Annotated in this window: 21 protein-coding genes; 5 read left to right on the top strand and 16 right to left on the bottom strand. The window is 36.4% G+C overall.

Annotated elements, in window-relative coordinates:
* Positions 1 to 184: 184 nt before the first annotated feature.
* The 5 genes from IGI37_RS02085 to IGI37_RS02065 form a co-directional block, all read right to left on the bottom strand.
* Positions 185 to 1,003 (bottom strand): MBL fold metallo-hydrolase, encoded by an 819-nt coding sequence (locus IGI37_RS02085; RefSeq protein ID WP_438759744.1) that lies wholly within the window; start codon positions 1,001 to 1,003, stop codon positions 185 to 187.
* 237 nt (positions 1,004 to 1,240) lie between these two features.
* A complete protein-coding gene (locus IGI37_RS02080) occupies positions 1,241 to 2,023 on the bottom strand; it encodes a histidine phosphatase family protein (protein WP_438759743.1) in 783 nt (260 codons plus the stop codon).
* 3 nt (positions 2,024 to 2,026) lie between these two features.
* Positions 2,027 to 3,460 carry a family 1 glycosylhydrolase gene (locus tag IGI37_RS02075; RefSeq protein ID WP_438759742.1) on the bottom strand — a complete coding sequence of 478 codons (1,434 nt, stop codon included), beginning with the start codon at positions 3,458 to 3,460 and terminating at the stop codon, positions 2,027 to 2,029.
* 16 nt (positions 3,461 to 3,476) lie between these two features.
* Positions 3,477 to 5,321, bottom strand: a complete 1,845-nt coding sequence (locus IGI37_RS02070; RefSeq protein WP_438759741.1) for a beta-glucoside-specific PTS transporter subunit IIABC — start codon at positions 5,319 to 5,321, stop codon at positions 3,477 to 3,479.
* A 1-nt stretch (position 5,322) separates the two neighbouring features.
* Positions 5,323 to 6,183 (bottom strand): PRD domain-containing protein, encoded by an 861-nt coding sequence (locus IGI37_RS02065; protein WP_438759740.1) that lies wholly within the window; start codon positions 6,181 to 6,183, stop codon positions 5,323 to 5,325.
* A 428-nt stretch (positions 6,184 to 6,611) separates the two neighbouring features.
* Between IGI37_RS02065 and IGI37_RS02060 the strand changes: the two genes are divergently transcribed.
* Positions 6,612 to 7,931, top strand: a complete 1,320-nt coding sequence (locus IGI37_RS02060; RefSeq protein ID WP_438759486.1) for an IS1380 family transposase — start codon at positions 6,612 to 6,614, stop codon at positions 7,929 to 7,931.
* A 542-nt stretch (positions 7,932 to 8,473) separates the two neighbouring features.
* Here the strand turns inward: IGI37_RS02060 and IGI37_RS02055 are convergent.
* Positions 8,474 to 8,800: an inorganic pyrophosphatase gene (locus IGI37_RS02055; RefSeq protein ID WP_438759739.1), complete on the bottom strand. Its 327-nt coding sequence runs from the start codon at positions 8,798 to 8,800 to the stop codon at positions 8,474 to 8,476.
* A gap of 359 nt (positions 8,801 to 9,159) precedes the next feature.
* Between IGI37_RS02055 and IGI37_RS02050 the strand changes: the two genes are divergently transcribed.
* Positions 9,160 to 10,017 carry a helix-turn-helix domain-containing protein gene (locus IGI37_RS02050; RefSeq protein WP_438759738.1) on the top strand — a complete coding sequence of 286 codons (858 nt, stop codon included), beginning with the start codon at positions 9,160 to 9,162 and terminating at the stop codon, positions 10,015 to 10,017.
* 245 nt (positions 10,018 to 10,262) lie between these two features.
* Positions 10,263 to 10,802: a biotin transporter BioY gene (locus IGI37_RS02045; RefSeq protein WP_438759737.1), complete on the top strand. Its 540-nt coding sequence runs from the start codon at positions 10,263 to 10,265 to the stop codon at positions 10,800 to 10,802.
* A 158-nt stretch (positions 10,803 to 10,960) separates the two neighbouring features.
* On the opposite strand, the gene IGI37_RS02040 is transcribed toward IGI37_RS02045, so the two are convergent.
* The 4 genes from IGI37_RS02040 to IGI37_RS02025 form a co-directional block, all read right to left on the bottom strand.
* Positions 10,961 to 11,464: a QueT transporter family protein gene (locus tag IGI37_RS02040; RefSeq protein ID WP_438759736.1), complete on the bottom strand. Its 504-nt coding sequence runs from the start codon at positions 11,462 to 11,464 to the stop codon at positions 10,961 to 10,963.
* 143 nt (positions 11,465 to 11,607) lie between these two features.
* Positions 11,608 to 12,372: a 3-oxoacyl-ACP reductase gene (locus IGI37_RS02035; RefSeq protein ID WP_438759735.1), complete on the bottom strand. Its 765-nt coding sequence runs from the start codon at positions 12,370 to 12,372 to the stop codon at positions 11,608 to 11,610.
* Positions 12,369 to 12,593, bottom strand: coding sequence for a DUF2829 domain-containing protein (locus IGI37_RS02030; RefSeq protein WP_438759734.1), 225 nt, complete (start codon positions 12,591 to 12,593; stop codon positions 12,369 to 12,371). The genes IGI37_RS02035 and IGI37_RS02030 overlap by 4 nt, the downstream gene beginning before the upstream one ends.
* A 76-nt stretch (positions 12,594 to 12,669) precedes the next feature.
* The gene (locus tag IGI37_RS02025) at positions 12,670 to 13,284 is read right to left on the bottom strand and encodes a DUF1054 domain-containing protein (RefSeq protein ID WP_438759733.1); all 615 of its coding nucleotides are present in this window, start codon (positions 13,282 to 13,284) and stop codon (positions 12,670 to 12,672) included.
* Positions 13,285 to 13,529: 245 nt separating this feature from the next.
* On the opposite strand from IGI37_RS02025, the gene IGI37_RS02020 reads away from it, so the two are divergent.
* Together IGI37_RS02020 and IGI37_RS02015 are read left to right on the top strand one after the other, a co-directional pair.
* Positions 13,530 to 14,168, top strand: a complete 639-nt coding sequence (locus IGI37_RS02020) for a YdeI/OmpD-associated family protein (protein WP_438759732.1) — start codon at positions 13,530 to 13,532, stop codon at positions 14,166 to 14,168.
* Positions 14,169 to 14,194: 26 nt separating this feature from the next.
* A complete protein-coding gene (locus IGI37_RS02015; RefSeq protein WP_438759731.1) occupies positions 14,195 to 14,641 on the top strand; it encodes a DUF1801 domain-containing protein in 447 nt (148 codons plus the stop codon).
* A 97-nt stretch (positions 14,642 to 14,738) separates the two neighbouring features.
* On the opposite strand, the gene IGI37_RS02010 is transcribed toward IGI37_RS02015, so the two are convergent.
* From IGI37_RS02010 to IGI37_RS01985, 6 genes are all read right to left on the bottom strand, one after another.
* Positions 14,739 to 15,794 carry a sugar ABC transporter substrate-binding protein gene (locus tag IGI37_RS02010; protein WP_438759730.1) on the bottom strand — a complete coding sequence of 352 codons (1,056 nt, stop codon included), beginning with the start codon at positions 15,792 to 15,794 and terminating at the stop codon, positions 14,739 to 14,741.
* Positions 15,795 to 15,835: 41 nt separating this feature from the next.
* Positions 15,836 to 16,825 (bottom strand): ABC transporter permease, encoded by a 990-nt coding sequence (locus tag IGI37_RS02005; protein WP_438759729.1) that lies wholly within the window; start codon positions 16,823 to 16,825, stop codon positions 15,836 to 15,838.
* Between the two features lie 74 nt (positions 16,826 to 16,899).
* The gene (locus IGI37_RS02000) at positions 16,900 to 18,408 is read right to left on the bottom strand and encodes a sugar ABC transporter ATP-binding protein (protein ID WP_438759728.1); all 1,509 of its coding nucleotides are present in this window, start codon (positions 18,406 to 18,408) and stop codon (positions 16,900 to 16,902) included.
* 45 nt (positions 18,409 to 18,453) lie between these two features.
* Entirely contained in the window at positions 18,454 to 20,064 is a 1,611-nt protein-coding gene (locus tag IGI37_RS01995) for a glycoside hydrolase family 43 protein (RefSeq protein ID WP_438759727.1), read from the bottom strand.
* 1,310 nt (positions 20,065 to 21,374) lie between these two features.
* The gene (locus IGI37_RS01990) at positions 21,375 to 22,931 is read right to left on the bottom strand and encodes a putative ABC exporter domain-containing protein (RefSeq protein ID WP_438759726.1); all 1,557 of its coding nucleotides are present in this window, start codon (positions 22,929 to 22,931) and stop codon (positions 21,375 to 21,377) included.
* On the bottom strand, positions 22,915 to 23,676 hold the full coding sequence (locus IGI37_RS01985; protein ID WP_438759725.1) for an ABC transporter ATP-binding protein: 762 nt from the start codon (positions 23,674 to 23,676) through the stop codon (positions 22,915 to 22,917). The genes IGI37_RS01990 and IGI37_RS01985 overlap by 17 nt, the downstream gene beginning before the upstream one ends.
* Positions 23,677 to 23,680 lie beyond the last annotated feature (4 nt).

The raw sequence follows: 23,680 nt of genomic DNA, 5'->3' as shown, positions 1-23,680 counted from the left end.
AACACAAAAAACAAGCAAGCAACAATTAATAATTCTTACTCTGGCAAGGATTACAGAGTTTTTCATGGGATGTGAACTTTTGATGAATATTTCACATTATTTCACACGTTATTCAAGAAAACACGAGTAAAGTAGCATCGAAACTTTAGTTTTTCAGCTTGAGAGATATTCTATGACTACTTGGCTAATCAATCAGCAAAGATTCACCTGTCGCTAAATAACTTAATTTGTCTTTTAAGATTGGTTTCAGCAACTTAAAAGCTTTCATCCCTGTACAATGACAGGTGTAAAAATGGTCGACTGATAGGTTATTCAGCTTCTTACCTATTTGTTGCACCTCAATTTTATCCATACCTAAATTATTAAGATAAGGAATCCCTATCATATGGAAGCCACCAACTACATGTTTAATTTTCTTTGTAGGAAAAGACTTTTCTATCTCTTGGATAATCTCGACAATTCCATGATGACTGCAGCCAGTAAAAATAGTCAGCTCCTGATTATGTTGCAATACAAGAATCATTTCATCAGAAAAATCATCGAGAATAATGGTCTCGTCAACTGACTTATACAAATTAGCTGTTGTTTTAGTTTTCTTCCGCAAAGGTACGAGAAAAACATTCGGATATATTTCTTTCGTCGCTGAAATAAACGTCCAGTTACTCTTATCTAGCGATTTTGGCATGCCAACATACTTATGAAAATTCAAAATTTTTAGATATTTAGGATTATGTATATCGTGCGAACAATAAATCTTTTGCTCAGATAATTCTGGTAACTTCAATCCACCCGTGTGATCAGAATGACCATGTGAAATTACGATGCCATCCAAATCAGTCAAACTGATTTCTAACTTCTTCGCATTTTCAACACTTTTCTTGTTTGGACCCGTATCCATCAACAATTTTAATCCATTAAACTCTATGTGCATGGATAAGCCGTGCCCATTTTTAAGCATTCGATTATTTGTTATATTATCAAGTAACATTGTAACTTTATTCATAGCTACCACCCTTATCTACTGAACTTGAAATTACTCCTAGCATCAATTTTTATCTATTTATATTATTCCCATTACAATCACATGAAAAGTTAATAATATATGATCACCCGTTCATATGTCAATAGTTATTGTAGATACCTGTCAACGAATATAACTACCAAGCTAAATAAGGAATTAAGCAGCCTAAGCTCAGAAACTTGGCTTAGACTGCTTAATTTATCACTATTAAAAATTTAATTATTCTTCTATGTATTGTGTATCACCAATGACATCTAAAGAATATTTGTTGTCCTTATATTTAAGAATGGTCACGCTACAATTGTCTAATACTTCACCTTGATATTCTTCTGGAACTATAAGCTCTAAGATTGTTGGAATCATACTTCCTGAAGAAACAATCATCACATTCTCAGCATTTTTCTTCTTTGCATCTTTAATCACTTGGTCCATGGCCGCTTGTCCACGAGTAGTAATTTCATCATAGGTTTCAGCCGCTTTTAACGGATCATTTTCAGCAATGGCATTGGCAATCCCTGCGTCACCTATTTTTTCAACTAGCTTCTCATAGTCAGACCAGTTCTCATCTAATTTCAAACCATTTTTCTCAAAAATCGGTTCCCACATTTCACCATTGGTTTTTCCTTCATAGCCACCATAATTCCATTCTTTGAAACCATCATGTTCAAGCAATTCTGGTGTTTTATGCTCACTTTTAGAAAGAATTAATTTTGCTGTATTTCTCTGGCGACCCAGTTCACTAGAATAAGCTAAATCAAATTTGATATCCTTTAAGCCTTCTCCTAGTTTCTCAGCCTGACTAATCCCTACATCAGTCAATGGTGAGTCAGCAAACCCTTGTACTTGATCTGTTGTATTGAAAAATGTTTTTCCATGTCTGATTAAGTAAATAGTCACTTCATCATTTTTTTCTTTCGCTTCAGATTTATTATTTTCTGATCCACAAGCGGTTAAACTCAATCCTAGTAACCCGACAAACAACCCTAAAAATACTTTTTTCATTTTTTAAAGCTCCTCTCCATTCGTTTCAATTAACTGTTTATACCAATAGAATGAATCTTTACGGCTTCTTGATAAATCGCCTGTTCCATCATCATGTTTGTTCACATAAATAAAACCATAGCGTTTTTTCATCTCGCCAGTTGTCGCACTAACTAAATCAATCGGGCCCCACATTAAGTAACCAAAACAATCGACTTTATCTTCTTCAACGGCTTTTTTCAACTCACTCAAATGTTTGCGTAAAAAGTCAATACGATAATCATCATGAACAATTCCGTCTGCCCCGACTTCATCAACTGCCCCTAACCCGTTTTCACAAATAATAATCGGGAGTCCGTATCTTCGATAGGTATAGTTTAATAAGTATCTAATACCGACTGGATCAATTCCCCATCCCCACTTAGTTTTTTCCAAGAATGGATTATGAACACCACCAAAGAATGAGCTTTCATCTGCTTCGCCACCTTCATATAATGCAACCGCAGACATGTAATAATTCATGCCAATGTAATCCAATTTCCCTTCAGCGAATGCTTGTTTATCTTCTTCAGTCATCCCAATGTCAATGCCCATATCTGCATATTCTCTCAATTTATATTTAGGGAATTCACCGTAACACATTGCATCCACTTGGTAGAAGTCACGATCCATTTCTTTAAATGCATTCAAAACATTTGTAGGATTGCAATCGACTGAATAGGTTGGCGTAATACCGAACACACAACCAACTTGACTATCTGCATCTAATTGGTGAATTAATTTTGTTGCTTTTACACCAGCTAAGGTCATGTTATAGCCGACCACGGCTAATATTTCTTTTTTATTCCCTTCTAGTTCGCTATATTTCAGTCCTGCTAAAATATACGTGAACATATCCGAAGCTTCTGTTTGTGGATCAATATGATTCATTTCGTTGAAAGTAACCCAATATTTGACCTTTCCTTTCAGCGCTTTAACCATAGTTTCTACAAATTTCAAATAGTAATCGATGACTTTCCGGTTCTTCCAAGAGCCATAAGTTGTCACTAAATTCATTGGTAATTCAAAATGATAAAGTGTGATAATCGGTTCAATTCTGTATTTCAATAGTTCATCAACTACATTTTGATAGAACTCAATACCCGCTTGATTTGGCTCAGCATCATCGCCATTTGGATAAATACGTGACCAGTCGACTGAAATACGCAGACTTTTAAAGCCCATCTCTCCAAATAATTGAATGTCTTCTTTATAACGATGGTAAAAATCAATTCCTTCATGTGAAGGATAATGTCTGCCCTCTTCGATTGTTTTCGTATATTCACGAGGTGTGTTAGCTGACCCTGATGTAGCAAAATCCATAATTGCTGGACCTTTTCCACCTTCTTGCCATGCCCCTTCTAACTGATGCGCTGCGATACTTCCGCCCCATAAAAAGTCCTTCGATAATTTCGTCATTTATTTCTCTCCTTATCTATACGACGACTGTTAAGCAATCTTCTTTATTAGTTAAATTTAAATCGTTGGTTGGTAAAACATCTAAATAATCTGAAGTATTCGTAATAACTGTTATAACGACTGGGTCGTAGCCTTCCTCACGAATTTTAGCCATATCCGCTTTCAGAATTGCCTGTCCGATTGTGATCATATCTCCTTGTTGCACAAATGATTCAAAATACTTTCCGTTAAGCTCTACCGTATTTATCCCAATGTGAATCAATATTTCAATTCCGTGAGTTGTCTTAATTCCAATCGCATGTTTTGTTGGGAACAGGCTGACTACTTCACCACTAATCGGGGCATAAATTGTATCTTCCTCTGGTTCAATTCCCAGTCCTTTTCCTAATGCAGAAGAGGCAAATGCTTTATCATTTACATTGCTTAATACAACATTTTTGCCTTTTACTGGAGCTTTTATTGTTAGTTTAGGAACCTCTTTTGAATCAGACTCTAATGTTAATTCTTCCTTCGCTGCTACTTTTTCATCATCTGGAATTCCTAGAAGGTAGGCTACAATTCCTGACCCAATAAATCCGATAATGACAGCAATCACCATCATATAAAAGTTTCTATAATTATCCTTACCAATAAATGATGCAATTCCAAATAGACCTACAGGTGCATAGCCGACAACTTTCATTAGCCCAGCGAATAGTCCACCTAGTCCACCACCAATTAAAACAGCAATGTATGGACGACGATATTTTACAAACACACCGTAGATTGCAGGCTCAGTTACACCCATAAATGCACTAAAGGCTGTTGTCCCAAATAATTGTTTCTGTTTTGGATCCTTTGATCTAAAGAAGTAACCTAAGACAGCCCCACAAACAGCAATATCAGAAATAACCCACGCTGCAGTAAAGACTGGATCGTAACCTAATGTTGCATACGAATTCATAAAGATTGGTAAAATAAAGTTCCCTGCACCAATCGTAATCAAAAATGGTTGTAGCGCTGCATACAACATAACTACACTCCAACTACCAAATGTATTGCCAATAAATTCAAATATAAAGTTTATCCCATCCCCAATGTAAGTTCCTAGAGGGCCAAACAAGATTAAAGTGACAGGCAATGTAATAATCAAAATCAATACTGGATTAAAGAAATACTGTAAAGCTTTTGGAATGATTTTATCTAAGGCTTTTCCAACATATTTCATAAATATGATACTTAGAATAATCGGGAAGAACGAGTTAGAATAAGTCGTTTCAGGTAGTTTCAACCCCAAAAAGTCTAACCCGGCAACGCCATTGATTGTTTCAGACATCAGTGTAAGAGCAACTGTGACTGCTAAGTATTCATTTACCCCTAACTGACGGCCAAAAGAAATCGCAATCAATACAGGTAAGAAGAAAAATACAGACTGACGAATCGCATCTAAAATTAAATAAGTTGAACTTTCTGCAGATACTAATCCAGTCAATGAAAGCAGTGATAAAATCCCTGCCAATAGACCTGCCGACATGATTGGAACTAAAATTGGTCCCATCGCTTCAGAGAGTATCCGTAAAGCCATCGTCACAGGCTTTTCTTTTTCACCTGAGCTCGCTTCAGCATTTTCTTCACCCAATCCCAAAATTTGGTTTAATTCAGGACGAATATCTTGGACTTGAGTCCCAATAATTACTTGGTAGGCGACATCATTTGAAACAACATCGATCACATCCGGTAAATCCTTAATTTCTTCTGTACGTGCAATTTCACGATCCTTTAGTTTAAACCGCAAACGTGTCATACAATTTGTTACACTTTGAATATTATCTTTGCCGCCGAGTAATTCAATCAGCTGGTCACAAAATTCTTTATATTTCATATTAGTTCTCCTCTTCTCGTTTTGTAACACGTTGAATATGAAGCATCAAATAGGACTCCTCTTCATCAGATAATTCCTTTTCGAACGTGTCTCTGACATAAATACGTATCTTATTAACACAACTAAACGCCTCTGGATATAGTTTTCGAATCTGTTTATTCAACTCAGTCTCATTTGATGTATACCCTTCATTCTTAAACATTCGAATGATAAAATACTGTAAGTGAGTCACTAACCGAGCATAATTTATACTTTCCTCTTCGAACTCCAATTTAAAATGGTACTTAATAATCGATAATATATTTCTGACTGCCTCCATCATTCGCACCATATTGTCATCTTCATTCTCTTTTGTCTGTAGATTAATAAAGTGTAAAGCAATTGATACTGCTTCTTCATTCGGACAAGCTAGACCTGTTGTTTGTTCAATTAGTTTTACCGCATAAAGTCCAATCTTATAATGATCCGGATAAAACTTACGAACCTCCCAATCTAAGGGGCTTTTTACAATCTGTTCTTTTTCCAACCTTTTAATAGCAAAATCAACATGGTCTAATAACGCTAAATAGAGATAATCAGAAACTTTTTTATTTATGATAGCTTCTCCATACTCAATCGTCTTTGTAACAATTTGAAGATATTCATCCTTCGTATTAGAAAGTAGATAGCTGAAATGTTCTAACTTATCATGTGAGTCTAAAACGTAAGTTTTTTGAATCTCATCCTCTGAGATGTTATCACCAACCTTATGCTTGAAAGCAACACCCTTTGAATAAACGATAATTTCATTTCCACGTGCTTCGTTGTTACTTCCCTTTCTTACAATGGCTACATTATTGTTCAAAATCTGACTGATTAACATACTTTCCCTCCTTCCAAACAAAAAAACTCAAACTACCTGGGGATAGTATATTTATCCCAAGGTAATTTGAGTTCTGCCTGCATTATCAGTAACATACTCATCGCGGCAACTACCACCGTTGCCCTAATTTAAGTTTTTTCTCCTCTACAGTATAGTAGGGAATTTATTAGATGTCAACATTTTTTGGTGGCGATTTCATAAATGTTAATACTCACTCATTAAGCCTAACTTAATCAATCAATATAGAAATTAATTACTATTCAAATTTAGCCTGAATTATTCATAAAATCATTAGAAAGTTTCAAGACTCTAAGAACCTCAAAGGGTTTGAGATTTCTTTCATTTCACCCAATAGGTGCACAAAAAGAGCACACTTTATGTTATTGTAAAGTTGACAAAAACCAACAAAAACAAGGAGTGTGCTCTTCATGTCTACATTACAACAACAATCCCTTTTATTCAATCCCAAACTGGAAATTTCTAACGATGGTGGTCGGCTTTCCTCAGATGGCGGCATTTTACTTGTGAAAGAATTTATGAAAAAAATCCAATTTGACCATTTTTTACAAGAAACAGTCGCTTTTCAAGACAATAGGAAATATTGTACCCATCAGCTAAAGAACCAATTTACGCAATTGGTCCTTCAACTGATTGCCGGATATCAGAAAGATGAAGCGGCTAACACATTAAAAGAGGATCCTGTTTTTCAACTTGCACTGGATAAGCTTTGTGCCTCTCAGCCAACGTTATCTCGTTTTATCAATGGGGTCAGTCAAGAAGAACTGCCTGGCGTACACCATTTAGCACAAACTCTCGGTGCGTTTTTAATCGAGCAAACGAATCAAAGACAAATGATTTTGGACATCGATTCTACGCACTGTGATACTTATGGAAAACAAGAAGAATCAACTTACAATGGCCATTATAAAACCACTGGCTATCATCCTCTATTAGCTTTTGACCTCATTTCTGGCGCATTATTAGGTGCTGAATTGCGTGCAGGGTGCGACTATACTTCAAAAGGTGCCGAAGATTTTCTAGCGCCTATCCTTCAGCGTTATCAGGAAAAGGAGTTAGAACTGATTGTTCGAGGAGACAGTGGATTTGCCAAACCTGAAGTCTATCAAGTTTGTGAAACACACCATGCCAAATTCATCATTCGACTAAAAGCCAATCGAAAACTGCAAAAAATCGCTGAACAACTTGTCTTATACAGTGATGAGACTGATTTCACCAAAGAAGAAGTCCAGTGGTTTACGTTAGAGAACTATTGCCCGAATACTTGGGTACATCCCTATCGCGTGGTGATCAAATCGACTCGAAACGCTGGAGAATTTCTGTTTTCTCATGCATTTCTCGTAACCAATCTAATAGAGTTATCTCCAAAACAAATTTTCCCCATGTATCAAAACCGTGGTGCCATGGAAAATTTAATCAAAGAAATCAAAAACGGTTTTTTCTTCGATAAAACGGACAGTACATCGTTTACAGCGAATGCATTTCGGATGCTTTTAAGCAGTGTTGCTTACAATTTAATGCAGTGTATGAAACAACTGGTCTTTCCTGAAACTCAAAAGAAGCTTAGCATCTGTACGATTCGTTTCCGTCTATTTCATATCGCAGCTCGTGTGGTCTCTCATGCAAGGCGAACGTTTATTCAACTTTCTAGCACGAATGTATTTGATGTGTTTTATTGGCAGGTTCTTGAAAAAATACAAGGCTTACAGCTTTATCCTACAAAAAACTGACATAGACCTTAAAAAAATTTTTTAGTGCTACCAAGGGGCTAGTGTGCCCTTTTTTAAGTGAAACCCAAGAAATGAAGGCAGAATTAAGTTTCGAATCCAATTTTTCTTCTGAATAGATTCAAAATTAGGTGCCAAGTTCTCTAAAATTTGGTTTTAAGGTTTTCTTCGTTATTTTTTTAAAAGTATGAATAATTCAGGACATGAGTTATTTTACACTAATTGGCTTGATTCAAATACATTTCGACTTCAAATTTTCAAAAAAGTTTGTTTGTAAATTTTGATGCAAAACTACTAGATTTTTTAATAAAATCAATTTCTCCAACCGATAGCATTTTTTACAAACGCCCCTCATCTATATTGGTTGGAGAAAATCATTTATGAAATGGCTGTTTATCGTTAGTCTTATCTCTACTTCCTATTGTTCTTTATTTTTTTAAGTTAAAGCCTACATTAGGGCTATTTTAGAAATGAAACCATTTAATGTATCCGTTCTATTACCAATTTATCTAGATTGGTAATAGAAACCAACATCGTTTTCACTTTTATAGAAGTTCAATAGTCGAGTCGAAATATTGTTCTATAAAGTACGTTTGCTCGGCTATCTCCTTTTTTGTTAAACCTTCACCACTTGAAGTTGCTACCCACTTATCCTCAATATCATTTTTCCTATGTATAATAGCAACAAGCTGTCCTTCGAATTCCTCTAATGCACTAGTTACCTTCTTTGAAATAATATACACATCTTGTTCTTCACCATCGCCGCCTATCACTCCTGGAACAAACCCATAGTTTATTGGATAGACATTTCCATAATCATCAGTATACCCAATCGGTCGATCAATACGAACTCTGACCTTCATTTTTTTCATTTCACTTCCATCCTTTTCTATCATTAATTTTGAGAATTACTATCCATAAATTTGTAAAAAAAATGTCGAGCTCTCTTATAAAGCAAGTATACTGTACACCACACATTATCGGCCATATCAACCTATATTTTTTTGTAATTACTAAAATTCACCACAAACTCTAACGGGAATAGTTGAAATCAATCTCTACATTTACTCCCTTCTTTTTGAAATACTCTCTGATGATTTTTTAAATTGCTCGCCTTCACATATTCTACAAACCTTGGTTTCATGCACTTTCTACGAAGAGTAGAGTGACTTTTTATGCCAATTGAGTATACTTATCTTATAGAAGACTCGACAAGTGAAGGAGAATTTATATGAATTTAGGAGAACAACTGAAACATTATCGAAAAAACAGACATCTCACACAAAAGCAGCTCGCTGATCAATTATTTGTTTCTGATAAGACGGTCTCAAAATGGGAAAGTGGAAAAGGCTATCCAGATTTGAATACCTTACCTAAAATTGCCGACTTACTGAACACAACGGTTGATGATTTACTAAACGAGCGAATGGTCCCACAATACTATGAGTATAAAAGTGCACGACAGATTTTTGGAAAACCACTCGTACATATTGTTTTGCCAATAATCAGAAAAATCAATCCTTATTCTACTCTTTTTTTTAGTAGTCAATCAATCTTTATGCGAGCCATTCCACAAGCAAATGGAATTATCTCAATCGGGGTACGCGCTAAAGGGCTGCTCAGTATCGGCCTACTTGCACGCGGTTTGATTTCACTGGGTATTTTATCTACTGGTCTATTTTCCATTGGCGTTTTTGCGATTGGTCTTCTGGCTATTGGTGATGCTTCTTTCGGCCTATATGCATTAGGAAATATTGGTTTTGGTCTATTCGTTTTAGCAAATATTGCCTTTGGGGTATTTACTAGTGGTAACTTAACATTTGGCTTTACAGCGATTGGAAACCAAAGCTATGGGCCACACAGTTTTTCTTTAGGTGATGACTACACGCTTGAAATGTATCAGACAGCTGTGTCCACTTTACAAAAAACGGTTCAGCAACCTATCGCTGATGCTTTCTATAATCTAAATATTTGGCTCCACACACAGCCATTATTTATTGTCATTTTAGTCTTAGGTTTCGTCTTTAGTTTAATTTTATCGTTTTTTGTCATTTATCTGAAACGCCGGAAGCTATTTTTCACCTATTGATTACAAAGCACCCACACTTCGATACCGAGTTTATACCAACTACTAAAACATAAGTCAAAATCTTACTAGTTTAGGCTTTGGCTTTTTTCTACGCAGATAATCTATCAAGTTAAAAACCACAAAATTTCTTTTTCCGAAGTTCTTGATAAGATGACTTATAAAAAAAATACTATACATTTTTTTTAAAATCGATTACACTTTCGTTAACCGATAAATTATTATAGGTTAACGAAAGGAAAATGTATATGAAAACTTCACTAAAAGAATGGATTCTTGCGGCAGAATTTGCGGCAATTATCGCCGTACTCTCACAATTTACAATTCCACTAGGGCTGATTCCCTTAACTGGGCAAACACTAGCTGTCGGCTTAACCGCGACATTACTGGGCAAACGAACAGGGACTTATGCGATTCTTATTTATTTGCTTTTAGGTCTTATCGGTTTACCAGTCTTTGCTGGTATGTCTAGTGGTTTAGGCGTCTTATTTGGGGCAACGGGAGGCTATCTGATTGGCTTCATTTTTAACGGCCTCATCACTGGAGCGATTTTGGAATGGAAATCCTTCAATTATGCCTGGGCTATCATCGCCAATATTGTTGGCGCTATGGTCACTTTGGTCTTCGGAACAGTTTGGTTAAAGTTCAGTGCAGACATGAGCTGGCAAACCGCCTTTTCTTCTGGTTTTGTCCTCTTTATCCTACCAGGAATTTTAAAAGCTGTCGCAGCTGGTTATCTAGGAATTTTTATTCGAAACCGAATTCCTTCATTGGTCTTACAGAAATAATCAGGAGCTTTTGAGCGATTAGCTAAAATAGACACTAAAAGAGATAAACTGCTGTACGAATTGCTAAAGCTTTTTATAAAAAATACGCCACCCAAAAAAAATTTCTTTTGGATGGCGTATATCTATAATAGAAAGCCTAGTGTTCAAATCTTTTGAAATTATTTGGTTAAATCAATTTTTTTACTTATCCAATGAATGATTACTCCGCCGACTGTCATTGATACCAGTTCTCCTAACCCGATGATGACCCAATTAAAAAAAAATGGCGCATCATAGAAAATAGTCAATTGTCCGGCCACAGTGAACATTGAAAAAGCGAACATTAGCGCGGTCACAATCATTTTATGAGACATTTTTTTCAGTCTTCTCGTTACATAATGATTCACAACTAAGACGATAAAGGTTGAGACACTGCCCACAACCACATCAATCAACCCTAGTGGTGAAGCCATATTGGCGATTGCTACACCTAATGTCACCGCAATGATAGAGCGTTTATTAAATAAAGAAAGGTAATTAAACATCTCTGATAAGCGAATTTGAATTGCACCAAAGCTTATCACGGATAAAACGACGGTGACGGCCACATATAACCCTGTTATAAGAGCCATTCTAGCTGTTTGTGTGACTGTCCAACGAGCAGTACGTGTGTTGTTATTCATTTGTCATTCTCCTTTACAAGATTGCTCTTGCTTGTAACTGTGACCAAAGGATGGGAGCTCTCACTCCAGCTGAAGTGTCACAGTGTGGGTAAACCCACTGCATTCTATAATACGCCAAAAATTAGTATTTTCAAGAGGTAAATTTATTTTAACAGCCAGCCGCCATCAATCGGGATAACATCGCCTTGCATATAACTTGATTGCTGACTCGCTAAAAATAAAGTCAAGGCCGCCACTTCTTCTGGCTGAGCCCAGCGTTTCATTGGCGTCTCCTCTGCAACCCATTTGGCCATTGCACCATCGCCTTCAAAATCCGCTTGATTCATCGGCGTTTGAATCGCACCTGGAGCAATCGCTTTAACGAAGATTCCTTTATCGGCATAATCCAAAGCTAACTGTTTTGTGAATCCGACAATGGCGTGTTTGGCAGCCGTATAGGAAATACCGCCCCCACCTGCAACTAGACTCGCAATCGAAGCCATATTAATAATCGTTCCTGAAGCCCGCTCAATCATCTCCGGCAAAACGAGTTTTGTTAGGCGAAAGACACTTTTTAGGTCCACTGCCATCAGTTCATCCCACAGCTCTTCACTTGTCTCTAATAACGGCCGATAACCGTCCAAAATCCCTGCTGTATTCAGTAAAATATCAATCTTTCCAAAACGATGACGACAAGCTTCAACGGTTAAGGTCAAGACCGATAACTCTTTGACATCCCCCACTTGAAAAGCAAACGTCTTAGGAAAATCTGCTTTTAACTGAAGCATGCGTGCATTTTGTTGATCCAATCCATAGACATTCGCACCTTGCTCTAAAAAAGCTTTAGCTTGTGCATAACCAATTCCCGAGCCCGCACCCGTGACTAGCACAGTTTGATCCGTGAACTCCTCATAGACAACCGTGCTCATCCTTCAACAATCACCCAATCTTCTGCTAGAATATCGCAAACAGTTGGGGCAAAACTAGAAAATCCCTCATCTGATGTTTTAATCAATAGATAAGGCGTGACAGGGCAGCCCTCAAACTCGTCCCCGGAAACTAATGTGACGTACAGCTCAAACCCACTCCAGCCTTTACGCAAGATTTTTTTCCCATTCTTTAATTCTGGTAAAATTTCTTCAAATGTCATGATTTTTTTTGCTCCTTCTCCATTCAATTTTTGATTCACATTTCTATACACGAGTCACTCTACTAACCTATGCTTTTTAATTAGGCGAAAAACCAATCGTTTCATGATAGATTGGTAACAAGAATTCGTACGTTTCCCACATATATTGTTTCGCCTCAGCTGGGTTCTCCCATAGTGAACTTTCTTTGGGGATAATTCGCCCAATCTGAAACTCCCCTTTTTTGACATCTCGAAAACGAGTGAGCCCTTTTGCTAAATCGACTTGCGCTAACGGTTCCACCTTCTCAATCGTATGATCAAACGACACCATCGTATCTTTTGGTAGCTTCTCAAACAATGTCGGATGGTCCAGCAAGACCTGAGCCATTTCTTTTTCATTTTTCGGATTATCGATAAATGACAGCCACATAAATACATAGTCGGGAAAGATGCCTAACTGAAAATGCGGCTCCATTTTGTACCCACGTTTTTTTCTACTAATAGCTGACCAAGTATTTTCAGGAGGATAAACCGTCCGTCTACGATGTTGCGCAATGTGAACAAATAACTCCTCATTGACTTCTTTTTCAAGTAACACTTTGAAAGCATCATCTAACTCCTGAAAAACCGGTTGGATGTTTGTTCGAATAGCAGCCATTCTATTTTCCAGTCCATCTATCGTAAATACGTCAAAACTTTCTTCCGTAAACATTTTGGTTCCTCGCAATCTTCTCTAATTTGTCACGACTCTTTATTTTAACGGAAATCGTCGAAATAGCCAAATCTGAGTTTTTTATCATACATCTGACCGCTAAAAAACGCGTAAAATAAACACCCTCTGACAGCTTGTCTCTCATCACTCATTCCTTTTACACAGAAGGTTTTCTCTCAAATAAAATCAGTGGCATTTTCCCCTTGTTCTCGTGTATACTTTTCTAAAGAGAGGGGTGCTGATATATGGCACAGACACTATTACAAAAACTAAGACTATTTGAAACACAAGCTGTCACTATCTTAAATCGACCTTCAGCAGACTATTTTTCTGAATTGACCGTATCTGTTACCTATCCAATAAGACCTGTAGAAACCATTATCCTATTTATTCAAACGGTGGAAGAATTAAAAACACAGACCTTAGACATTGTAGAAAAGAATCTTTTAGTTCCTGGCGGGCGTCTTCTAATTGCCTATCCTAAAAAAGGGAATCAAAAATTTGAAACCTTTGTTCACAGAGATGAGATTTTCCCAACCCTTCAAGTGAATGACGAAGATGGTTACATCCCTAACAGTGACTACAAATTTAATCAGATGGTCAAGCTCGATGACATTTACACGTTGGTTGGTTTAAAACGCGTTGCTAAAAAAAATGTAAAGAAGGGCGCTAGTCAATCCGTTGGTGATTATATAACGTTCATTCCAATGCTTGAAAAAGAATTAGCTGATGAATCACAGGCACTTGAGTTTTTCAAATCACTCACTCCAGGTTACCAACGAAATTGGGCGAGATATGTTTACAGTGCCAAGCAAGAAGCCACTCGACAAAAACGAAAACTAGAGATGATTCAGTTATTAAAACAAGGTGTTAAATATAAATAAAAACATTCACACGAAGGGAGTTTTTTATGCAAACGATTGAAGAATATGAAGCAAATCTACCAGAGAAGTGGCACTCTAGCTATTTTTTAATGAAAGAGACTTTGTTAAACAACTTACCTGATGGATTTGAGTTAGTCTTACAATACGGCTCCCCTACATTTGTTGTACCACTTTCTGCCTATCCAAACGGTTATTTAAATAGAGCCAACGAACCTCTCCCCTTTGTTTCATTGGCCGCCCAAAAGAATCATTTGGCCGTCTATCATATGGGCATTATGGATAATCACAAACTTTTATCATGGTTTGAAGAGGCCTACAAAGAACAGGTTGCAACAAAATTAAATATGGGCAAAAGCTGTATTCGTTTTACGAATCCTAAAACAATCCCTTACGCACTAATCGGTAAGTTGATGCAAAAAATAACCCCTAGCGAATGGATTGTCGCCTATGAGCATTATCAAACCCAAAAATAATGATTGCCTAAATTTGATACTTAGAATAAAGAAAAAAATGATAGGCTGTTCTTTTTGAGAACATGCTATCATTTTTTCTTTTATGATTTCATTTAATCTACTTACTTTGATCTGTACTTTCTTGTACAGCATCCTCAGCAGATTCTGTTTTAATCTTGCTCTTTTCTTCGCCATATTTCTTTAGTTCATCAGCTTTTACATACTTCACATCGATCGGAATTGTTTTTTCAATTTTTTCTCCATCAATTGATTTTACAAGATTTTCAATTACTTGGTAACCAATTTGATACGCATCTTGATCTACAATCGCAGTAATTCTTCCGTCTTCAACACCTTTTAACCAAGTGTCTGTGTAATCAAAACCATAATGTAAGATTTCGCCAGATTTCCCTTGTGATTCTAATGCACTCATTACGCCCACGTCAGGTCCTTCAGAACCTAAAGAAAATACAGTAACTAAATCTTTGTTCGCAGAAATATAGCCTTCTAATTGTTTTTTTGATTCTGAGGGTTGGTCGTTATCTTGGATTGTTGCCAAAAACTTAAACTTACTAGCATCTGAACCATAAACTTCTTCAAAGCCTTCTTTTAAGCCTTTTTCTCGATCAATCATTGTTGGCTGTGCCACATCCACACAGACAATAGCGATTGTTCCGCCTGTAATACCTTTTGTCTTCATCTCTTCAGCAGCTTGTTTTCCTAGTTCTTTTCCGGCAGATACATTATCTGTCCCCACATACGCTGTTCTATCTGCTTCATTTTCCAAATCTGCGTCAAAGGTAATTACAGGTATATCTTTGTCCATTGCAGTTTTTATTGAATCTACAAACGCTTTTTTCTCAATCGGAGCAATGGCAATCCCAGCTACCTTTTTAGCCGTTGCTTCTTTAACAAAACCGATATGTTTTTCTTTTTTACTTGGTTCAGCCGATGGAGATGTTTTCGTCACTAAAGTATAGCCGAGTTTTTCAGCCGCATCCTCAGCCCCTTTTTTCATTGGATTCCAGTAAGCTCCTGTGTCAACGATTGGAATGAAATAGAGTGTTTTTTTCGAATCACTACTAGCCGAACTTCCGCCACCACTACAGCCTGCCACCAATAGAAGCATTACAGCCATCAAACCTGTTAAAGCAATTTTTCCTTTTTTCAACATGATTCATTTCCCCCTGATCCGTTTCTTTTTTATACTATTTATTATGACTGACGACCTGCTTTTCTCTTCAGATAATCAATAATAATCGCAAAAATAATGACCAATCCTGTGACCGTATCTTGCAAGAATGAATTAACCCCCATTAAGGTCAAGCCATTCTTAAATATTTGTAGTGTGAGAATACCTGCAACTGCGCCTCCAATAGTTCCGATACCTCCACTAAACGAAGTTCCACCCATGATAGCAGCTGCCATGGCAAACAAATCTAGGCCATTTGCGTCTTTTGAAGCGCCACCATTCAAATTAGAAACAATTAACAAACCGGCAATTGCTGCTAACATTCCTTCAATAATAAACACTTTGACAATGTGCATATCCGTATTAATCCCTGATAGTCTGGCTGCTTCTTGATTTGACCCCACAGCATAGGTATATTTACCCAATCGAGTTTTCTTCATAACAAAAGCAAAAATAATAACAACAATCACAAAAATTAACGCATTACTTTTAAAGACATCTGTTCCGATTGGCGTTTTTGCTAGTTTATTGAACCACTCTTTATCAGAACCAATAAACTGTTCATCTGTAAAAAAGCCTAACATTCCTTTGATAACATAACTCGTTCCCAAGGTTAGAATAAATGCAGGTAAATCAAACTTTTTAATTAGAAGTGCATTAATCGTACCTAACGACGCCCCTACAGCTAAAGAAATCGCTATAACAACAACTGGTGGAAACCCATGATTCGAGGCATATAACCCCACCATTCCAGAAGCCATTCCAACGTAACCGATTGATAAATCAACGTAACCACAAATAAGAACCATAGCATAAGCCACTGTAAGTATGCCTACAGGAGGTATTTGCTGAAGAAAATTTTCCATATTGTATGTGCTTAAAAAGTCAGCATTTGCAATTGAAAAATAGCCAATCAGTACAATTAAAACCAGATAGACTGAATAATTCATAAATATCGTTTTTAAATTCCACTTCTTCTTTTCACTATTTTTGTCACCTTTTGTAATCTCCATGTCTATACTCCTATCATTTTTCATTTTGGATAATTTGAGAAGCCATTATCTTTGATGAACTGATCCTTATTGACTTACTGATTCATTGTGGCATATGTCATAATCAATTCTTGTACTTCATCTTCTCTACCTTTATATTCTGATACGTTTACTTCACCTGTAATGGTTCCTTCATGAAACACATGAATTCTATCACAAATCCCTAATAGCTCAGGTATCTCTGAAGAAACAATTAAGATCGTTTTTCCCTTTATAGCAAGCTGGTTGATAATGGCATAAATTTCTGATTTTGCACCTACATCAATCCCTTTGGTTGGCTCATCAAATATATAAATTTGATTATCTGTGTTAAGCCATTTTGCTAAAACAACTTTCTGCTGATTCCCACCAGATAAACTTGAAACCGGATTTTCAATATTGCTCGTTTTGATATTAACCTTCTTGACCGATTCGTTCGCGTTATCTATCAAGTCTTGCGCACGAATGACTGCATTGTTTAAGGTGGTAATCGTAATATTATCTTTGATGGATAAACTAGCCATTAAGCCCTGATGCTTTCTATCTTCTGTCAGCAGACAAATTCCATGTTTGATTGCATCAGTTGGTGATTTAATGCGGACTGGCTTCTGATCAATCATAATTTCTCCAGACTTTAACGAATCAGCTCCAAATAAAAGTCGCATTGTTTCTGTCCGACCACTTCCAACAAGTCCAGCAAAACCGAGTACCTCTCCTCTTTTTGCCACAAAACTGACTTCTTTCACCTTATCATTTTTATCCTTTAAGTTTTGTACCCTCAAATACGGCGCTCCTATTTCCGTTGCCTCTTTCGGATAAAGATCTTTGATTTCTCGACCAACTAGCATTGAAATAATCTGCTTTTCTGATAATTCCTTAACTTCTGAGGTAGCGATAAATTCGCCGTCTCTCATAATCGTAATTCGCTCACCTAGTTCAAAAATTTCTTTCATTCGATGTGAAATATAAATACTTGAAAAGCCTTTTTCTTTTAATCTTCGAATGATTATAAAGAGTACTTCAACATCTTTATCAGATAAAGATGTTGTTGGTTCATCAAAAATGATTACTTTGGCATTCAGGCTAAGCGCTTTTGCAATTTCAATTAACTGTTTATTTGCGGTAGACAACGTACTGACAATGTCTGTTGGGTTTACTTTTGCTCCTACCATATTCAGCCAATGTTCCGTTTCTTGATGTAACTTTTTGAAATCAACAATCCCTAAGAAACGATTTGTATAGGGGAGTCTTCCAATAAAAACATTCTCCGCTACAGATAAGTCTTCGGCCAAATTTAGTTCTTGATGAACAAACCCAATCCCCAATTCAGTGGCTAAATCCGGAGTCATTTTTTTGATTTCTTTTCCTTCAAAAATAATTTCTCCTGCATCCTTTTCTAGGAGCCCAGATAATATGTTCATTAAGGTTGATTTTCCTGCGCCATTTTCACCCATAAAAGCATGAATTTCACTTTTTCGAACTTCAAGTTGGGCTTTCTTTAATACCTTGACTTTACCAAAACTCTTTTCAATATTTTTCATTGAAAATAAAATCTCATCGTTCATCTTCTCTCTTCCTTTCAGAAAATGAGTGCCTCTCTTTGCAGAACCTTATCTCACTTCATATTTAAAATAATCAAATTTTGCTTCCAAGTTATACCCTGAATAGTCAACATTCACCATACCGACAAATGCCCCTGTAAAGAAACCACCGTGCGTTTCATTAACATAATCGTCAGATAGAACTTTTGCATCTAGTTTTACTGGGACCTCTAGCCAATTTATTCCATCGAAGGAATAAAGATACGTATAAAACTGTGTACGAATTTTTGTTTTGAAATACACATACTCAACCTCATTAGGGATTGCAATTGCCTCATCTTTTAAATAGCTAGTAAAAACGCCTCGATTATTCTCTGTGAGTTCAATAACTCGCCCGTTCTTCTCATTCCACGTAATTTGAATCATTGACCAATGTTGGCTGTTATAGAAGTTAGTTAGTCCTGCCATTTGCTGATAGGTGACTGGTTCATAATTCACCTTCACCTCTGCATCTAATTCAAAAGCTTCCCATCTTCTTGCCACTAAAGAATTATTATTTAAATTAGCTAGACTACCCAAGCCATTTAAGATTAAATGACTCTCTTCAATTCGACCTATTTTTTCTGTAAAGGGAACACGTAACGTATTAAAATGGATATTCAATTGTTCATTTTCGAAATCATCTTTCACTAAATAATTCGGTTTGTATTCATGAACCGATGCGTTTTTAGGAGCATCCACTTCTAAGCTTCCTTGTCGCCCTCCAACAATGTAAGGCCACCCAGCTTCATCCCATTCAACTTTTTGGATAGCCGTTTCTCTTCCCAATGTACACCATCCACGTGGGTCATGACTGGATTCAGTTTCATGATGCCAAGGTCTACCTGTCAAGTGCGCAAAATACCATTCGTTATCTGGTGTATTTACTAAAGAACCATGACCGCATTTTTGAAGTGGATTGTCTGGATGACCAAATGCTGTTAGAAACGCTTCTGATTGACTTTCATACTCTCCATAGATTGAATTTGAACGTGCAACAACCTCTTGATGAGAATAAGTCGTTCCGCCTTCAGCACAGAACAAGTAATATTGACCAAATAGCTTATACAGATGAGGTCCTTCAACTAGTTTAACATCGGTGCCATGCCAGATAATTTTACTTGTTTCAGGCAATAAACGTTTTTCTGAAACAGAATATTCCGTGCACTTAATCCCATTAAACGGATGATGATATTCTCTGTGGTCCCACTCCATTTGTAGGAGATATTTACGGCCATCATCATCATGAAATAATGAACTATCAAATCCAACACCATTTAACTGAATTGGCTTACTCCACGGCCCATAGATTGAATCCGCTGTCGTTAAATAGTTCATACAATCTTTAAATGCACCATTTACAACTTTTACATCCGTATAGACTAACCAAAATTTTCCATCCGCATACGATAAATCAGGTGCCCAAATTCCACCAGAATCTATATTACCTTTCATGTCTAGTAACTCAACCGTATCTAAAGGGTGAGTAATCAACTGCCAATTAATCAAGTCTTTTGATTCGTGGATTTGAACTCCCGGAAACCAATCAAATGTCGAATTAGCGATATAATAAGTATCATCTACTCTAATAATTGATGGATCTGGATTAAACCCTTTGATTATGGGATTTATTATCTTCATAGTGTTCTCCAATCTCTATATAATTTATTTTTATTAAATAATGCCCTCTTGTTCATACCAGCTCTTTCTACTATAATAATGAGTGTCTTATTTTAGATTATGTGTTTTCAACTCTCTGCAGAAAAAATTTTTCAGTCCAAAGAAACCGCATTCATCAAAAATGATAGAATTTCATACGCTCGTACTCTACATTTTCGATTAGTTAGTTTATCGTACTTACTAACTCATCTGTAATCATTGTATCCGCTTTATATTTGTAGGTCAAGAGTTTTTCTATATTTTTATAAAATCTATCTATGAGCTTATTATTACTTACTTTTAATCTTTACAATAGGGCAATATAATATTACGCCACATTTTCCTTATAACAGGATAAACTTCTTTTAATAGTAATCCAGAGGTATACACTTACATGCAACTGTATACCTCTGGATTACTATCCTTGCTCGTATCCCTTAATGATTTTATTTACTGACTGCTATAAAGAAAACTAACTCATGCACTTAGCCCATCTCCATTAGATGAAACTCTTAATAGAATAAGTAGGTGAAACGAAATGATTTACCTTGTCTACAGCAAGTAGCTGTCTCTTAGTCACTAGAATCTTCTAGTTATCGAGATGTTTGATTCTTGCCTAGGCCTAATAACCCATACGACGAATACTCATCTCTTCTTTCAAAACTGTTAGGTTGTTTCAAAAAAAGTACGTCCTTAGACTGATAAACTCCCCGCATATTGAACGTATAATAAACTTATAACCAAACGGGAAGTAACACATGAATGAACAAAAAAAGGAGGTACCCATGTCTATAGTATAGCGTATTCTTATAGGTTGTGTAATTATAGTTATCTGTTATTCTCTACTTACGAAGTTTCAAACCTATTACAAACAAAGTAAAGTACAGAATACCATTTTTCGCACGCTTCAAGCGGCTCTATTTTCGATCGTTCATGTTGTTCTTGAAGGAATCTATTACGCCTTCATTCATTTTTAAAATGAAACTCTTTCAAACGGTGTAAATTTTTTTCACAATAACAAAGGCTCCACTACCCTCTACATAGAAATTCTTATCTACCCTAAACTATAGCGTCTGGAGAGATAACAATAAAATAAAAAAATTATGCGACAAAGAAGCTGTGGCAGACTATTAGTGAAATTATCGGGTAGCTCCTAGTTTGTTTTTTGTGATGTACGTCTGGTTTAGTTTTTTAGAACCAACAATCCCCACTGAACATCATCCAAAACAGCGCAAGAATCCTTATTTCGATTCTTGCGCTTCCAGTTGTCTAGGTTTTCTTCAATTTTTTGATTAATCTGCTTGCAGTGCATTGCCGTTCATCATTGAAGAACAGCCATAAAGAATAGCACCAGATAAGCCAAAGTTAAAGAGCAGTGTCACAGGGATTAAGACATTAATTGCTGCCGTCAAGTCACCGTTTAGTTTGTATAACAAGTAGACAATACCGACACTTGGTGCTAAAACAGCTGCCGTAACAAACATTCTAAGCGTTGAATTGATCATTTGGTTGCTTCTTGTTTTCATCACACGCAGTGATAATACATTTCCTGCGTATAGAACGAACACAAAGGACAACACGATGACTAAACCAGCGAGAAACTCTTTCATGTCTGGCTTCACCAGAAAAAGAGACGGTAACATCATAATAATAGACATTAACAGCGTTTTGCAGATAGGAATAAGTAACGCATAGAAGAGCTTTTTAATCGCCTTATCAGGAATCAAATAGATATAATTATTTTTCAAATCCTCTTCCAGTGCTGATTCACCGACATTCATTATCAAATAAAATATGGTAAAACCAACATAAAGGATAAAGCTTTTATTGGCGATCAAAGCCCCCATCCCAACAACCATCGCAATACTAAAGTAATCGTTTGTCTTGAAGAATTTTCTCGTTTTTTTCATAACTAAAATATTTTTTGAAAGAATAGCACCTGCATACGGTCGATAATTCACCGTAGAATCCACCACTTTTTGATTGGCCTCTTCTGTCTTTCCAGCCATCGCTCGTTTATAATATTCACTATAATCATGTGCATCAATCATTGCTTGTTCATAAAAATCGCCTTTCGCACGAACAGTCAGAATTGAAAGGAAAATGCTACAAGCTAGGAAGAGTGCATAAGGAATCAATATCCCTAAAATATTCCCATCTACGGTGTCAAACGCACTTTTCGCCCAACCAATAAACGGAACATAATAAAATTCCTTTTGATAGACAAACCCTCGAATCGCTTCGTCAATTTTCAATTCATTCTGCAGGACATTATAAACAATAAAGCCGACAATCGCTACAACAATCGCTAGAACTAAATACTTTCTTGTCTGACTTTTTGCTCCTCTGATTAAATCCTTTAGATAGATGTATTGCGTAAAGACAATCAACAAAAAGTAGGCCAAGGTATTGGTAAGAAACAGATTCACTATGTATCCTATCGGCAAGACACAAACCTGTATCGCCATCATAAACAAGATACCCGTAATCACTAAAGCACACATCAGACTTTGGAATACCGCATCAATCAGCGTATACCCTAGTATCTGCTTATTAGTATATGGACCGATAAATAAATAATACGAATCCTCTTCAAAGAATAGAGCTTGTTTACTTTGGAGCATAAATGTGGCAAACATAAATAACATAAAGACTAACGCCACAACACTAAAAATAACAACCAATTCTCCATCTAATGGTGGATTATCGTTTTTCTTGAACAAAGGCATCAACCCGACACCCATAATAGCGATAACGATAAGTGTGATGATTGCTGAGGTTGGTTTCGAAAATATATTACGAATTTTGGCTTTCTTTTTAGCAAAATATAACTTAGTTAGCTGCTTCATAAGAAACACCTTCCTTTACGCCATTCAATTCGTCAATCAGCGCTTCATTGCTCTCATCTCCGTCATTTAACTCAAAGTATAACTGCTTCAATGATTTGCCTTCCAACTCATTACGCGAAACATCCGCTAAAACTTTGCCTTTTTTCATAATGTACGCATGGTCCCAAATGTCATCGACCATATCAATAATGTGCGTGCTCATCAAAATACTTGTTCCTTGACTCTTCAGCAGCTCCATAATTCTTAACGTGTCTTGAATGCTGTTTGGATCTAGCCCCATCATTGGCTCATCTACTAGTAACGCTTTAGGCTCAATCATCAGAGCCAATGTCATCGATAACTTTTGACGCATACCTTTTGATAACTCTTTGGCAATGGTCTGTTTTTTCTCTTGAATTCTAAACAATGATAAATACTTATCCGCTTTTTTCTCATAATTGACAACACCATACGAATTTCCAATAAAATCAATGTGCTCCTTAATCGTTAACATATCATACAACACAGGCGTTTCTGGAATGTAGCCAAAATTACGCTTTGCTTCGACACTCAAATTGGGTTGCCCACAAATAGTAATCTCACCTTTATACTTTAATAACCCAATGATGCTTTTGATTGTCGTTGATTTCCCCGCGCCATTTCCTCCCAAAAGGATTGTAATTTCGCCTGGTCGAGCAACTAAATTCACATTATTTGCCCCTATTACTTTGCCATAATCTTTTGTTAAATTTTTCACTTCAATCATGTTT

The sequence above is a fragment of the Enterococcus sp. AZ194 genome (assembly GCF_051713825.1).
In the GTDB taxonomy this organism is placed as follows: domain Bacteria; phylum Bacillota; class Bacilli; order Lactobacillales; family Enterococcaceae; genus Enterococcus_K.
This window is presented reverse-complemented; position numbering and strand designations above follow the sequence as displayed.